Genomic DNA, 13,988 nt, shown 5'->3' with positions numbered 1-13,988 from the left:
ATTCGGGGGTAGGTTTGGATTTGTTGACGGTTGACGGTTGACGGTTGACTGGGAAGAGGTGTGACCATCAACAGCCATTAGCCGGGGAATAAATTCCCCGTATGATAATCATTATTAACCCTATTTATAAAGTTATATTTAATACCCAGTCGGATTTATCCGACTTTAGCTATCAGACAGGGGTTTGTAACCCGTGGCTCCTGCTGACCCGTTAACCGTCAACAAAATCTTGAATATGGGGGGGAATAGCTTTTTTAGCTGGAGAAATTAAAAACCCGCCGGGGTAAGGATGTAATTTTGTTGTCATCTGCTGATAATTTTTCCCAGATTTTTTGATACTCCTGTTTAATTTCATCAGCTAAATTCTGGGGGGTTAAAATTTCCGCATTTACCCCATATTTCAAAATACGCTGACGAAACCAAAACCAATAATCTATAGTGGCTTCAATGTCAGAGTATTTCCCGTCAGGGTCACGGTAAACAATTTCTTCATCTTTGCGCCGGGGTTGATAATTAGATAATTGTCCGCTGGTACGATAGCGAATTTTTAAGGTGGGAAAGTCGCAGGATAGCCAATGAGTAGTAGATGCAGGACCAATATTGATAATTTTATCTAACCGAAAAATCAGATTTTGGTCAATATTCGGCCAATAGTCGAATCGGTAAGAACGCCAATCAGGTATAAATGCAAATAAGTAGAGAATACCATCATGGAGTCTTAGTTCTGAGCGGTCAATATCCCAAATACGTCCTTGTCCTGGTTTGCTTTGATAGTGAATGGTGTAACGACACTGTTGTTGACAGCGTGCTTGGAGTTGGGAAACGATGGTCTCTAAATTGCGATCGCCATAATCAACCGGAGGGTTAAAATCTACTTTAAAACAATCTGCAATGTCCGATTCTGTAATATTGCCAATACGTTGAATTTGGCTAGCTTGCGCCGAAAAACCCATACCAGAAAGGAAATAAGCGGCTACTGCAAGGGCTTGTTTCTGTTGATGGGACAAAAGCACAGGGAAATTTGACTCAACTAATTTATAAGGGCTGTGAGTTCCGCTGTCAATTTCAATCCCGCAGTCTCTGAGTTTGCGAATAGTGCGGGTCAGTTTTTGCTTAACATCAGCATCATCAGCAGATTTACCATGTTGTTCCATAAACAGTGAGAGTAATTCTGCTAACTCTTCCCGTCGTCGCGGTTTTTCCGCTAGAAGTCTGAGAATTTCTAGCCCAAAGGCGATTTGGTTGTAATCTTTACTTGGCATTTCAGAGAAGTTCGAGCTGTTAGCAGCATTACAGCATTACAGCATTAAAGTTTATCAAAATCTCGATGTCCTGCCCTATTAAAATTTAGATTGGTATCAAATTTTGATAATAATATTCTCAAAATTGGTAATAGACTATATCTAAGTAACACAGAATTAATACAGTGAAGCTTTTTTTACAGCCTCTTTACTCTCAACTCAACCCAGGAGTTGAAAACTGTCCTCTTGGGTGTACTTCTGAGTGTATTGTTACACAAAAAGCCCCCAGTCTCCAACCTCCGCCTAATTGTCCTTGTCCCTTATCATCACATCAAGCTCAGACTTACGGAGAAATTATACATGGTGATGCAGATATTATCTGTAATCAAGCCGTAACAGGTGATGGTAAAACCTTGGGTGCAAATTTACCAGCACTCATAAATCCTGATTTTCGCATCATGGGGTTATATCCCACGATTGAACTGGTAGAAGACCAATGGGAACAGCAATATAAATATAATGCGCTGTTTGGTTTAGATGCTGCTCAACGAGTAGACCGGTTATTTGGTGCGGAATTAACTAGACGGGTTCAACAAGCAAATAAAAGTAACAAATTTCAAGAATTACTGTTAGCAATTCAACAAAAGCCGATTTTATTAACTAACCCTGATATTTTCCATTACATGACTCACTTTCAATACCGCGATCCTGCTTATGGTATTGATATCTTACCATTAGTATTAGCAGAGTGGCCGGATTTATGGGTATTTGATGAATTTCATATTTTTGGCAGTCATCAAGAAACTGCTGCTTTAAATAGTTTGGCTTTTATTCGTCGTAGTCAAGAAAACCAATCTCGTCCCCGCCGGTTTTTATTTACTTCTGCAACGCCAAAAGATGACTTTATCAAACAATTACGCCAAACAGGTTTTAAAGTTGCTTCTGTCCAAGGAGTTTATAGAAATGAAGAAACCACAGGGTTTAGACAAATTCTGCAAGCTGTGGAATTAGAGTTTGTGCAATTAGCCAAAGATGCAGACACCCAGACATGGTTAAAAGAACAAATTCCCACTATTGAAAAAATTCTTAATTCTGAGTCTAAGGCCAGGGGATTAATTATTGTCAACTCTGTAGCTAAAGCTAGACAAGTTACTTATTTACTCCATAATTTATTACCCGGAGTGATAGTGCGAGAAATTAGCGGCCGCATTGACAGAACAATCAGATTAGAAGTACAAAATGAATTAAAAAATGCTGAACAACCTGTTATAGTTGTTGGTACATCTGCTGTTGATGTTGGTATTGACTTTAAGATTCATTTGTTGATTTTTGAAAGTAGTGACTCTGCAACAATCATGCAGCGTTTGGGGCGTTTGGGTAGACATCCTGGGTTTAATAAGTACACAGCATTTATTTTGATTCCCGGTCATACTCCCTGGGTCATGGCCAGACTACAAGAACAACTAAGTCTACATCAAACAGTCACACGAGATGTGTTAAAAGATGCGATCGCCTTTGCTTTTGACCCACCAAAACAGTTTGAACAATATCGCCAGCGTTGGGGAGCATTACAAGCACAGGGAATGTTTTCCCGCATCACTCAAGAAAATAGCAGAGTCAGTCAGTTAGTGCGCGATCGCATGACCGAAGATTTGCAGCGTCTATATTCTCAAGATTTTCAATCAGCACATCAAAAATGGGTTGCAATGCAAAACAACCCTGTTGGTAAAGCCACCCAAAAAGAACTATTACACTTTCGGGGGAGTTCAACACTACAAGCTGCAATTTGGGATGAGAAGAACTTCTACACCTATGACTTACTGCGACTTTTACCCTATGCGCAAGTAGAAATTATTGACCGGGAGACATTTTTAAACGCAGCGACTAATTCTGGACGGGGTGAGGAAGAATTTCCCGATGATTTCATCAGTGTTTATCTCCGCATTCAGGAATGGGTTGATCAACGGATTAATCACATTAGTTTACAATGTAATCGTCTGAGTAATGAGTTAAAAATTGGTGAGCTTTCCCTCATAGATAAACTCAGCTTAATCGGACATCCTCAATCTGATGTCATTACCTGTTTAAAACAAAAGCAACTACTGACCTTTTTAGTACCAGTCAACAAAAATAAACAAAGTAGTCATTGGGACGTGAGTCGTACCCTAAACCTCAGTCCCTTATTTGGTTTATATCGTCTGGTTGACGCTAGTGAACAGGCTTATGCTTGTGCATTTAGCCAAGATGCTTTACTTCTTGAAGCCTTAAAATGGCGCTTAAAAAGATTCACTAGGACAACATTTGAATCTTCCATTTTTTGATTGTTGATTGTTAATTATTGCCTTTTTACCTTTTAATCATTATGTCTACCCTACTGCAAACACTACTCATTGAAACTCTGAGTGAAGACACAGATCCAATTCTACGCCTGTATATTGAAACATTGCTCCCATCCCTTGAAAAAGAATTTGCCTTGATTTCAGCTTTGGGAGGTGAGTATAAAAACCATTACCAGATATTAACAGACCTTGGGGATAAGTACGCTCACGAAAAAGCACAAACATACTCAAATAATGCTGATCAAAATTTATTAGTTCACGTTCTCAATGGCTTACTCACAGCTTGGAACATCAGTAAATATTTACCTCAACCTCTATCAGAATTAGAAAAATATCTCCTGTGCTTAGGATTAACCTTACACGATTACAACAAATATTGTCACGCACAAGGGGAAGAAACACCCAAACACTGGGAAGTCGAAAATATCATTACTCTCTGTCATGAGTTAGGCGAAAAACTGCAATTTAAATTATTTTGGTCAGAATGGTTAGAATATTTACCAGAAATCGCCTATTTATCACAAAATACTCAGAATAAAAGCAGTACAAATATTTACCCAGTTAACTGGCCTACTCCTAAAATTAAAGACCGTCGTCGGTTAGAAGTTCCCTTACGTCGTCTGCTGGCTTTTGGTGATATTGCAGTACATTTGAGGGACCCAGGAGATATTGACACTCAAACCGGAGGAGATAGACTCAGAGAACAACTGCGGTTTTTAAACATTAATAAAAACTTAGTTTATCATCGTCTGCGAGATACAATAGGTATTCTGAGTAATGGCATTCATAATGCCACCTTAAGTTTTGCTAAGAACCTGAATTGGGAGCCAATTTTATTCTTTGCACAAGGTGTAATTTACCTAGCACCAGCAAATTATCAAGCTCCAGATATTGATAAACTCCAAGAATTTATCTGGGGGAAAATTTGCGAAGTTTTAAGCAGTAAAATGATGGGTGGAGACATTGGTTTTAAGCGAGATGGTAAGGGGTTAAAAGCTGCACCACAAACTTTAGAATTATTTTCTGCATCCGAATTAATTTGCCAATTACCACAAGTTATTAATGTTAAAGTGGCAAATATTAAAGATCCAGCTACACCCAAACGGTTGGCAAATTTAGATTTAACTGCAACTGAGCGACAATTTTTAAATCCTGGTGAAGATATCCGCGCAGATAGAATTGCTGAATTTATTATCCTGCTACAAAAAGAGTTTTTTAATAATTCCCCAGAGTACATTGATTGGATGCTCAATAAATTAGGACTGCAAGATAAAATCTCACCAGAACAAACCCAAATACAATCAGGAGGAGTAAATTATGGTTGGTATTATGCAGCAGCATATTATGTTGCTACCCATGCAACTTTAAAGCCAGAAGATATCTTAGAACCCATGGAAAAATGGGCGCAAGATTTAGCCCAATGGGCAGAGGAAAATAACTTACTCCCCCCATATTTTAGCCCTATCCGTGATATTTTTGATGAATACCTCAATCAATATTTAGAAATTAAAGGATGGGACAATAATCAACCCTCCTTTCATCGGGAATTAATAACTTATACTGATGCTAAAACCAAGTTAGCTAAACAGCCTATTTGTTCTTTAAGTTCCGGTGAATTTATCTCAGAAGACCAAATGGATTCAGTGGTTTTATTTAAACCACAGCAATATAGTAATAAGAATCCTCTAGGCGGGAGAAAAATTAAACGTGGTATTTCCAAAATATATGCTTTAGAAATGTTACTAAGACAGGCGTTTTGGTCAGTACCACCGGGAAAGTTAGAAGACCAACAACCAGTATTTTTATATCTGTTTCCCGCCTATGTCTATTCTCCCCAAACTGCTACAGCTATTAAACTTTTAGTTAATAACATGAAGCAAATTAGCCTGTGGGATGTGCGCAAAAAATGGCTAGAACAAGAGATGAATATTACTGCTTTACAATCAGTTAAATGGTTAACTGATGAAGCGGAAGAAGGACGTTTTCAAGATCATAAATACAGGGGTGAAGACTTACCTTTTATGGCAATGAGTTACACAACAACCAGGGAAAAAACCCTGACTGATGCTTGGGTACAACCTGCTTTTTTAGCACTATCATTACCGATTTTACTAGGAGTTAAAGTAATAGCTACTAGTAGTTATGTACCACTTTATGGTAGTGATAGTGATTTTAAAGAGTCTGTTATTCTTGATGCACCTGCATCATTTTGGAACTTACTAGGCTTACCTAATTCCTTGCGCATACATCATTTTGAAAATGCCATGCAACGGCTTTTAATTGCTTACAGCCTACATTTAGATACTCGCAGTTCTGCACCTGATGCTAAATGGCGCGATTTGATTAAAACAGTGCGGGAGGTAACAACAAATGTTCTGAATGTTTTTTCTTTAGCACAGGAACGGTTACGACGTGATCAACGAGATAATCCTCATAAAGATGAAGTTCAACGTTATTGGCAATATGCCCAACTCTGGGTAAAACAAGACCAAACACAACCAAATCAAGGAGTGTATATAATGACATTAATCGAAAAGTTGGTAAAACAATATCGTGTATTTTATCAACCCAATTTAGGAGAATCAAGTCATGCCATTTTACTAGGAATATCTAAAGCCTTGGAAATAATTTTATCAGTTCCCCAACAAATCGAAGTCAACGATTTAATTCTACAAGTATCTGGACAAATCAAAGATGCTCTAGAACGCCAAGATGTTTACAAACGTCCCTTAATGATGAATAAAGATTTAGATTATCCCACCCGTCAAGCCCAAGAAATCGCAGCCATTCATAGCTTCGCCACAACCTGCGTCCGGGAACTCTTCTTAGAACTTTATCAAGGAGATAGAGCCTTATTACAAGAAAACCGTAACCGCATCAAATCCGGTGCAGAATTTGCTTACCGGTGGTTAGCTTTGGAGGAGAAATCAGCAAAATCATCTTAATACCCCCAAACCTGAAAATCTATAGGTCAACCCAATTATCAAATACTAAAACACAACTAACCAAACCATGAACATTCTCAAAACCTTAAAACCCGAATTTCAATCTGCATTCCCCCGTCTGGCTTCGGGGAAATATGTTCACTTTATTATGTTACGCCACAGTCAATCATTCCCTGTATTCCAAACAGATGGAATCCTGAATACAGCACGTACCCAAGCAGGATTAAAAAGTACAGATGAAAGTCAAAAATACATTAGCCGTTTAGTCATGTTCAAGCGTAAACAAACCACCCCAGAACGACTAGCGGGAAGAGAATTACTCCGGAGTTTGAATCTAACTACTGCTGATGAAAACAACAAAGATAAATACTGCGAGTATAACGGCGAAAAATCCTGTAAAAAATGCCCGGACTGTATTATTTACGGATTTGCAATTGGTGATAGTGGTTCTGAACGTTCTAAAGTCTATTCTGACTCAGCTTTTTCTCTGAGTGCTTATGAAGAATCTCATCGTAGTTTCACTTTTAACGCCCCTTATGAAGCAGGAACTATGAGTGAAGGTGGAAAAACTAAAAGTTCAATTAATGAATTAGATCATGTGATTCCAGAAGTCACATTTCCCACGGTAGAAACTCTACGTGACCCCACCTATGAAGGCTTTATCTACGTTCTTGGTAACTTACTTCGTACTAAAAGATATGGTGCTCAAGAATCACGCACAGGAACGATGCGCAATTATATTGGGGGTATTGTCTTTAGCGATGGAGAAATATTTAGTAATTTACACTTTACCCAGGCACTTTATGATGCTTTAAAAGCAGATGTCAATGCGCCTATTGATGTGATTTTACAGCAGGTGGAAACAGTGACTAAGGGCTTATTAAATAATGAACCTGTACGCCAAAGTAAGGTAATTTTTGGTGCTGAATTAGATAATTTAATTGGTGAAATCAATGGACTTTACCAAGATCACGCCCAGTTAGAGGAAACTATAACTACACTATATGGGCAAACTAAAGCCTACGCCGAATCTTTTGGAGCATCGAAAAAGAAAGGTAAAAAGGATTAGTTTTACCGATTAGTTTTACCGATTAATCGGTGAGATTAATCTTTAGTTGTTAGTGTTGGGGTGGTTTATCCACCTTAACACTTATTGAGAATATGAACACAGAATTTGATTATAGCATTATGGCACTATATCACTGTACATTGACCTTACATGATAATGTTTTTTTCGCCACGCGGGAAATGGGGACACTCTATGAAACTGAAAAATATTTACATAACTGGGGATTAAGTTTTGCCCTATTTTCTGTTAATTACATTCCCCTACCCTATGGTTTACAGGGTGAAAGAGCGCAGAAACCAGCATATTTAGATACAAGTTATGAACGTAATCTTTTACATCTGAATAAATTTGGTATTTATGTATTCCCGGCTCAACCTATTCAATGGTCATATCAAATTAATACTTTCAAAGCTGCGCAAGTTACCTATTATGGTAAAGCTCAACAGTTTGGTGATAAGGGTGCAGATAAAAACTACCCCATTAATTATGGACGTGCTAAGGAATTAGCTGTTGGTAGTCAATATCGTACTTATATTATTGCTCCAGAATCTATCATCATTCCTAAGTGGATTCGTTTGGGTAAGTGGTCTGGAAAGGTTAAGGTAGAAGTGATTAAAATCCCTGAGCAGGTTTTACAAACTAAGTCTGATAATTACACTTGTTTGCATCCATTAAATCCTTTAGATTTACCGAAAAATACTGAGATTATTCTTTATAATCGGATTGTTATGCCTCCTACAAGTTTAGTCAGTCACGCACAGTTAAGCGGTGAGCATTTAGTAACTAAGAATCAGCTTTGGAAAGATTTTAAGTCAAGTTTAAACAGGGAACAATATCAACAATTACCTGAGAAAATTCATTTACCAATGGGAGGATTTTATGGAGCAGGAACCGTTGTCGCTACCGCATAAATCTACTACACTACATTCAATTGTTGTGGAACTTGCAGCTGTGGAATCGGGATATCTTCCAGCTACTTTATCCCGTGCATTACACGCCCTAGTACTGCAATGGTTATCAGGAGTAAACCCATCCATTGCGGAATTTATTCATCAAACTCAATATTCACCATTGACTATTTCGGGACTATTGGGAAATCGTCGTCAAGGTGGTGTGCGGGTAGGAGATTATTTTTATTTTCGGATTGGGTTGTTAGATGGTAATTTGATTGAGCCTTTAATGCGTGGATTTGAACAATCAGAAACCAAATCTGTAGTATTAGCTCAGTTTCCATTTGTCCTACGCAATCTCTACGCTATTCCAGGAACACATCAGTTAGCAGGTGCGGCTGATTATACTTTGTTATCTAATCCTCCCCAGGTTTTAAGTGACATTGAATTACATTTTTTATCTCCTACTAGCTTCAAACAAAATCAAACTGTCCAAACTTTTCCCCTACCAGAGTTGGTGTTTAATTCTCTGCTGCGACGCTGGAATTTTTTCGCCCCAGAACAATATCATTTTGCTAGTTGTGAATGGAATGCTGTGGTTACAGCTTATGAATTAAAAACCTACGCTCTGAAGATGGAGGGAGGTGCAGAAGTTGGGGGTCAGGGTTGGGTAAATTACCGATTTAGTGATATGAACACGGCTCGCATTGCTACTATTTTGGCTAATTTTGCCTTCTTTGCTGGGGTGGGACGCAAAACGGCTATGGGAATGGGACAAACACAGTTAGTAGTTCAAGGTGGTAAGGATCTAAATTCCCCCAATCAAACTTTAAAAAAACGCCGTCAACAGAAATTAAGGTAAACCTCAAATGAATGAAGAATTTTATCTTCCTCTAGCTTATTTAAATGCTTGGGAGTATTGTCACCGTCGGTTTTTTCTGGAATACGAACTTGGGGAAAATGCTGATAATGAACATCTGGTTATTGGTCGCCACTTGCATCGTAATGTTGATGATGAGGGAAAAACTGTGGAGGGGGATCGGGTGATTTATCGACATCAGTGGGTGTGGTGCGATCGCCTGCTGATTAATGGAATAATTGATGCGGTGGAAGAAAAAGATGATCAATTAGTCCCTGTGGAATTTAAAAAGGGAGCTATGGGGAACCACCTTAATGACCATTTCCAACTGTGCGCTTCCGCCTTTTGTTTAGAAGAACGCACAGGACGGTCTATTACCTACGGAGAAATTTTTTACCATGCAAACCGTCGCCGCCAAAGGGTAAATTTTACCCCCTCATTGCGACAAGCTACAGAACAAGCAATTGCATCGGCTCGAGCTGCAATTGGGAAAAAAATACCCCTTCCTATTGACCATCCTAAAAAGTGTCAAGATTGCAGCTTGCGGGGAATTTGTTTACCCAAAGAAATCAAAAAATTACTCCTTGAGGTCTAAAATATGTCCATCCTGTATGTTACCCAGCCTGATGCTGTAGTTAGTAAAACTGCTGAAGCCTTTAAAGTAGCTTTAAAACAAGAAAATGGCAGTTGGGAAAAAAAATCAGTCCCCGCTCAAACTGTAGAACAAGTGGTATTAATGGGGAATCCCCAAATTACTGGGGATGCTCTGGTGTATGCTTTGGAACTGGGAATGCCCATACATTATCTTTCTGGTTTTGGTAAATATCTAGGTTCGGCACTTCCTGCCTATTCTCGTAATGGTCAGTTACGATTAGCACAGTATGCTGCTTACTGTGATCATGGCCAACGGCTGGAGATTGTCAAAACTATCGTCACCGGTAAAATCCATAATCAGCATACTGTTTTATACCGCCACGAGCAAAAAGATAATTCCGTTAAAGCTCGTAAACAGTTAGTTAAAGAACAAACAACCTTAGATGAAGTCCGGGGTGTGGAGGGGTTAGCAGCACGGGAATATTTTGCGGCTTGGTCAACAATTCTGGATGAGGAATGGGGTTTTACACACAGAAATCGCCGCCCACCCACAGATGGGGTGAATGCTTTGTTGGGCTTTGCTTATGGGCTTTTGCAAGTCCAAGTCACCGCCGCCGTACATCTAGCAGGTTTAGACCCCTATGTTGGTTATTTACACGAAGCTACTAGGGGACAACCGGCCATGGTTTTGGACTTAATGGAAGAATTTCGCCCCTTGGTTGCAGATAATTTAATACTTTCTGTGATCAGCCATAAGGAAATTAAACCCGATGACTTTACAGCAAATCTGGGAGCATATCGACTTTCAGACAGCGGACGTAAACAATTTTTGCAAGGGTGGGAACGGAAAATGAATCAAGAGTTTAAACATCCCACCTTTGGCTATCGTTGTACCTATCGTCGTGCTATTGAGTTGCAAGCACGTCTATTTAGTCGATATTTACAAGAAGGTGTTCCCTATAAACCCCTGATATTGCGATGAGTAGCTTATTTTACCTAATAATTTACGATTTGCCAGATAATAAAGCAGCTAATAAGCGACGGACAAAACTGCATAAAATGCTCTCTGGCTACGGAACTTGGACGCAGTACAGTGTGTTTGAATGTTTTTTAAATGCTGTGCAGTTTGCTAAACTGAAGGTGCAGTTAGAGAATTTAATTAAACCTGCTGAAGATTCCGTGCGTATCTATGTTCTGGATGCTGGAGCAGTACGTAAAACCATTACCTACGGTTCCGAACAACCCCGAAAACAAGAAACAATTATATTGTAATCTTGATGTGATGGTGATATGATTTTTTTGGCATGGGAAAGCATGGTCAAAAACCCCCCACCTCCCGCCAAAACCTCAGAACCTTGACAAGTTAATAGTTTCGGACTTTTCATAATGGATGTAGAGCCTATTAGTGAACGCTGAAAACGGACTTTTAAAGTAGTCCCGCCAAAATTGGCTGGGAAAATGGCTCTACTACTAGCTTCTGGCTGGCGGACTTTCAAATTAATGAATCCCGTTCGCGGGATTGAAACTTTGACAACACGGATTTGAAATTTGATTTGGTTGATTTGCTTTCAAATTAATGAATCCCGTTCGCGGGATTGAAACAAACAAATATTGGTGGGTGTCCATCTTGATGTCAGGGAGGCTTTCAAATTAATGAATCCCGTTCGCGGGATTGAAACCAGGTGAAGATGGAATACCTTCGTATATAGGCTTAATCCTTTCAAATTAATGAATCCCGTTCGCGGGATTGAAACTTCCCCGTCAAAACATAGCAATATAGTCTTCCTTTCCTTTCAAATTAATGAATCCCGTTCGCGGGATTGAAACAAGCAATCTGATTAAGCTTGCTCCTACCTACGTCAACTTTCAAATTAATGAATCCCGTTCGCGGGATTGAAACCTAGAGGTGAGGTATGGAGGAAATACAAGCAAACTTTCAAATTAATGAATCCCGTTCGCGGGATTGAAACGTCTTTCATTGCCGTAGAAAAGAACATTTTATCAATGGCTTTCAAATTAATGAATCCCGTTCGCGGGATTGAAACAAACTGTATTTGCTGCTAGCACAGATGAGGTGAAACAACTTTCAAATTAATGAATCCCGTTCGCGGGATTGAAACATCCCGCTTCTTGTAGATTATCCATGGTGATTTGACTTTCAAATTAATGAATCCCGTTCGCGGGATTGAAACTCAAGGGCTGGACGGGTAAAATCACCCATATCAACGCCACTTTCAAATTAATGAATCCCGTTCGCGGGATTGAAACTCTTTGATCGTGTGTCCTGGGAACAGTCTAAAGGTTACTTTCAAATTAATGAATCCCGTTCGCGGGATTGAAACAATATCCATCAAGGTTTACTAAGTCTGCTAATACCTCTTTCAAATTAATGAATCCCGTTCGCGGGATTGAAACGGTCACAGTAGAAGAGGGTTTGAGGTGAATCCCATCGCTTTCAAATTAATGAATCCCGTTCGCGGGATTGAAACGCTAACAGTAGTAGTTACATTTCTGGGGTTGCTTCGCTTTCAAATTAATGAATCCCGTTCGCGGGATTGAAACATGATGTAAACAAAACGAAGGAAGTCCACATGATTACTTTCAAATTAATGAATCCCGTTCGCGGGATTGAAACTCACGGACTCAAGAATACAGTCCAGAGAGACGTACTTGTCTTTCAAATTAATGAATCCCGTTCGCGGGATTGAAACGGGGTAATCGATTGTTACACGGTTAAAATTCTTGAGCTTTCAAATTAATGAATCCCGTTCGCGGGATTGAAACACTTTCCCTAGTTTATTTAGTCCGCAGAAGCTGTCATCTTTCAAATTAATGAATCCCGTTCGCGGGATTGAAACAACTTGTTGAGTTACCTGTCTTTAGATTCCATACCTGCTTTCAAATTAATGAATCCCGTTCGCGGGATTGAAACTAGCAGATGGGCATGGGTTTCAATTTGCCCTACACTTTCAAATTAATGAATCCCGTTCGCGGGATTGAAACCATTCTGGCGGCCAGTTATCAGTCCTTTGCCTTTGCCCTTTCAAATTAATGAATCCCGTTCGCGGGATTGAAACTTTAACTCAAATCTTACCAAGTGGCGCTTGCCTCTGTCTTTCAAATTAATGAATCCCGTTCGCGGGATTGAAACAGTTTAAAAGAGCTATTATGGTTTCTGAAAGAGTATGCTTTCAAATTAATGAATCCCGTTCGCGGGATTGAAACAAGGCAGAAGTTGCTAATCCCCACAATGCAAGTGATTCCTTTCAAATTAATGAATCCCGTTCGCGGGATTGAAACTTTACCCAATGGTGGGTTTAACTCGTTCTGAATTTAGAGCTCTTTCAAATTAATGAATCCCGTTCGCGGGATTGAAACAATGTCTGAGATTGCTGCTACTAGGCAACCGCTACCAGAACTTTCAAATTAATGAATCCCGTTCGCGGGATTGAAACAATTTTTGACCAGGATACTTTACGTAGCACTGCCTAGCTTTCTTTCAAATTAATGAATCCCGTTCGCGGGATTGAAACTGGTCGCAATTTAGCTTCTGTGTTGCGTTCTACCAACTTCTTTCAAATTAATGAATCCCGTTCGCGGGATTGAAACTACAGGCATTGATTCTGCCCATTCGATAAATGGCAAAGACTTTCAAATTAATGAATCCCGTTCGCGGGATTGAAACGTTCAATTAACCGTGGCAACCCCTACGCTAGATAACTTTCAAATTAATGAATCCCGTTCGCGGGATTGAAACATTTTTGTAGGCTTAAAATCGTGGGAATACCATTTCTCTTTCAAATTAATGAATCCCGTTCGCGGGATTGAAACTAGTGCCATAGCGATCGCTCTCGCCACCTCTAACTTTCAAATTAATGAATCCCGTTCGCGGGATTGAAACACTGCCATTTGATTCGACTGTGTAGTGAAATTCTTTGCTTTCAAATTAATGAATCCCGTTCGCGGGATTGAAACTAGTTATATACGGTTCTTTCACTTACACCCAGAAATGCTTTCAAATTAATGAATCCCGTTCGCGGGATTGAAACCT

9 protein-coding genes and 1 CRISPR repeat array (1 of these 10 cut by a window edge) are annotated in these 13,988 nt (G+C 39.4%); of the genes, 8 read left to right on the top strand and 1 reads right to left on the bottom strand.

Going from position 1 to position 13,988, the window contains the following annotated elements; genetic code table 11:
- Positions 1 to 254: 254 nt before the first annotated feature.
- Entirely contained in the window at positions 255 to 1,262 is a 1,008-nt protein-coding gene (locus tag IM676_RS05955; protein WP_200989356.1) for a helix-turn-helix transcriptional regulator, read from the bottom strand.
- A gap of 164 nt (positions 1,263 to 1,426) precedes the next feature.
- On the opposite strand from IM676_RS05955, the gene cas3 reads away from it, so the two are divergent.
- From cas3 to cas2, 8 genes are all read left to right on the top strand, one after another.
- The gene (gene cas3, locus IM676_RS05950) at positions 1,427 to 3,562 is read left to right on the top strand and encodes a type I-D CRISPR-associated helicase Cas3' (RefSeq protein ID WP_200989355.1); all 2,136 of its coding nucleotides are present in this window, start codon (positions 1,427 to 1,429) and stop codon (positions 3,560 to 3,562) included.
- Positions 3,563 to 3,603: 41 nt separating this feature from the next.
- On the top strand, positions 3,604 to 6,525 hold the full coding sequence (gene cas10d / locus IM676_RS05945) for a type I-D CRISPR-associated protein Cas10d/Csc3 (RefSeq protein WP_200989354.1): 2,922 nt from the start codon (positions 3,604 to 3,606) through the stop codon (positions 6,523 to 6,525).
- Between the two features lie 67 nt (positions 6,526 to 6,592).
- Positions 6,593 to 7,594, top strand: a complete 1,002-nt coding sequence (gene cas7d, locus IM676_RS05940) for a type I-D CRISPR-associated protein Cas7/Csc2 (RefSeq protein WP_200989353.1) — start codon at positions 6,593 to 6,595, stop codon at positions 7,592 to 7,594.
- Positions 7,595 to 7,686: 92 nt separating this feature from the next.
- Positions 7,687 to 8,505 (top strand): type I-D CRISPR-associated protein Cas5/Csc1, encoded by an 819-nt coding sequence (gene cas5d / locus IM676_RS05935; RefSeq protein ID WP_225880459.1) that lies wholly within the window; start codon positions 7,687 to 7,689, stop codon positions 8,503 to 8,505.
- Entirely contained in the window at positions 8,474 to 9,346 is an 873-nt protein-coding gene (cas6, locus tag IM676_RS05930; RefSeq protein WP_200989352.1) for a CRISPR system precrRNA processing endoribonuclease RAMP protein Cas6, read from the top strand. Before cas5d ends, cas6 begins: the two co-directional genes overlap by 32 nt.
- Before the next feature lie 7 nt (positions 9,347 to 9,353).
- Positions 9,354 to 9,938, top strand: a complete 585-nt coding sequence (gene cas4 / locus IM676_RS05925; RefSeq protein WP_200989351.1) for a CRISPR-associated protein Cas4 — start codon at positions 9,354 to 9,356, stop codon at positions 9,936 to 9,938.
- 3 nt (positions 9,939 to 9,941) lie between these two features.
- Positions 9,942 to 10,919, top strand: coding sequence for a type I-D CRISPR-associated endonuclease Cas1d (gene cas1d / locus IM676_RS05920; RefSeq protein WP_200989350.1), 978 nt, complete (start codon positions 9,942 to 9,944; stop codon positions 10,917 to 10,919).
- A complete protein-coding gene (cas2, locus tag IM676_RS05915) occupies positions 10,916 to 11,209 on the top strand; it encodes a CRISPR-associated endonuclease Cas2 (RefSeq protein WP_200989349.1) in 294 nt (97 codons plus the stop codon). Before cas1d ends, cas2 begins: the two co-directional genes overlap by 4 nt.
- 217 nt (positions 11,210 to 11,426) lie before the next feature.
- A CRISPR array of direct repeats spans positions 11,427 to 13,988; the repeat unit is 37 nt; unit sequence CTTTCAAATTAATGAATCCCGTTCGCGGGATTGAAAC (it continues 145 nt past the right edge of the window).

The sequence above is a fragment of the Anabaenopsis elenkinii CCIBt3563 genome (genome assembly GCF_015245355.1).
Taxonomy (GTDB): Bacteria; Cyanobacteriota; Cyanobacteriia; order Cyanobacteriales; family Nostocaceae; genus Anabaenopsis; species Anabaenopsis elenkinii.
This window is presented reverse-complemented; position numbering and strand designations above follow the sequence as displayed.

Excerpts from the sequence above, each read along its gene's own strand:
- IM676_RS05955 (WP_200989356.1), bottom strand. The coding sequence starts at position 1,262 with ATGCCAAGTAAAGATTACAACCAAATCGCCTTTGGGCTAGAAATTCTC.
- cas10d (WP_200989354.1), top strand. The coding sequence starts at position 3,604 with ATGTCTACCCTACTGCAAACACTACTCATTGAAACTCTGAGTGAAGAC.
- cas7d (WP_200989353.1), top strand. The coding sequence starts at position 6,593 with ATGAACATTCTCAAAACCTTAAAACCCGAATTTCAATCTGCATTCCCC.
- cas5d (WP_225880459.1), top strand. The coding sequence starts at position 7,687 with ATGAACACAGAATTTGATTATAGCATTATGGCACTATATCACTGTACA.
- cas6 (WP_200989352.1), top strand. The coding sequence starts at position 8,474 with ATGGAGCAGGAACCGTTGTCGCTACCGCATAAATCTACTACACTACAT.
- cas4 (WP_200989351.1), top strand. The coding sequence starts at position 9,354 with ATGAATGAAGAATTTTATCTTCCTCTAGCTTATTTAAATGCTTGGGAG.
- cas1d (WP_200989350.1), top strand. The coding sequence starts at position 9,942 with ATGTCCATCCTGTATGTTACCCAGCCTGATGCTGTAGTTAGTAAAACT.
- cas2 (WP_200989349.1), top strand. The coding sequence starts at position 10,916 with ATGAGTAGCTTATTTTACCTAATAATTTACGATTTGCCAGATAATAAA.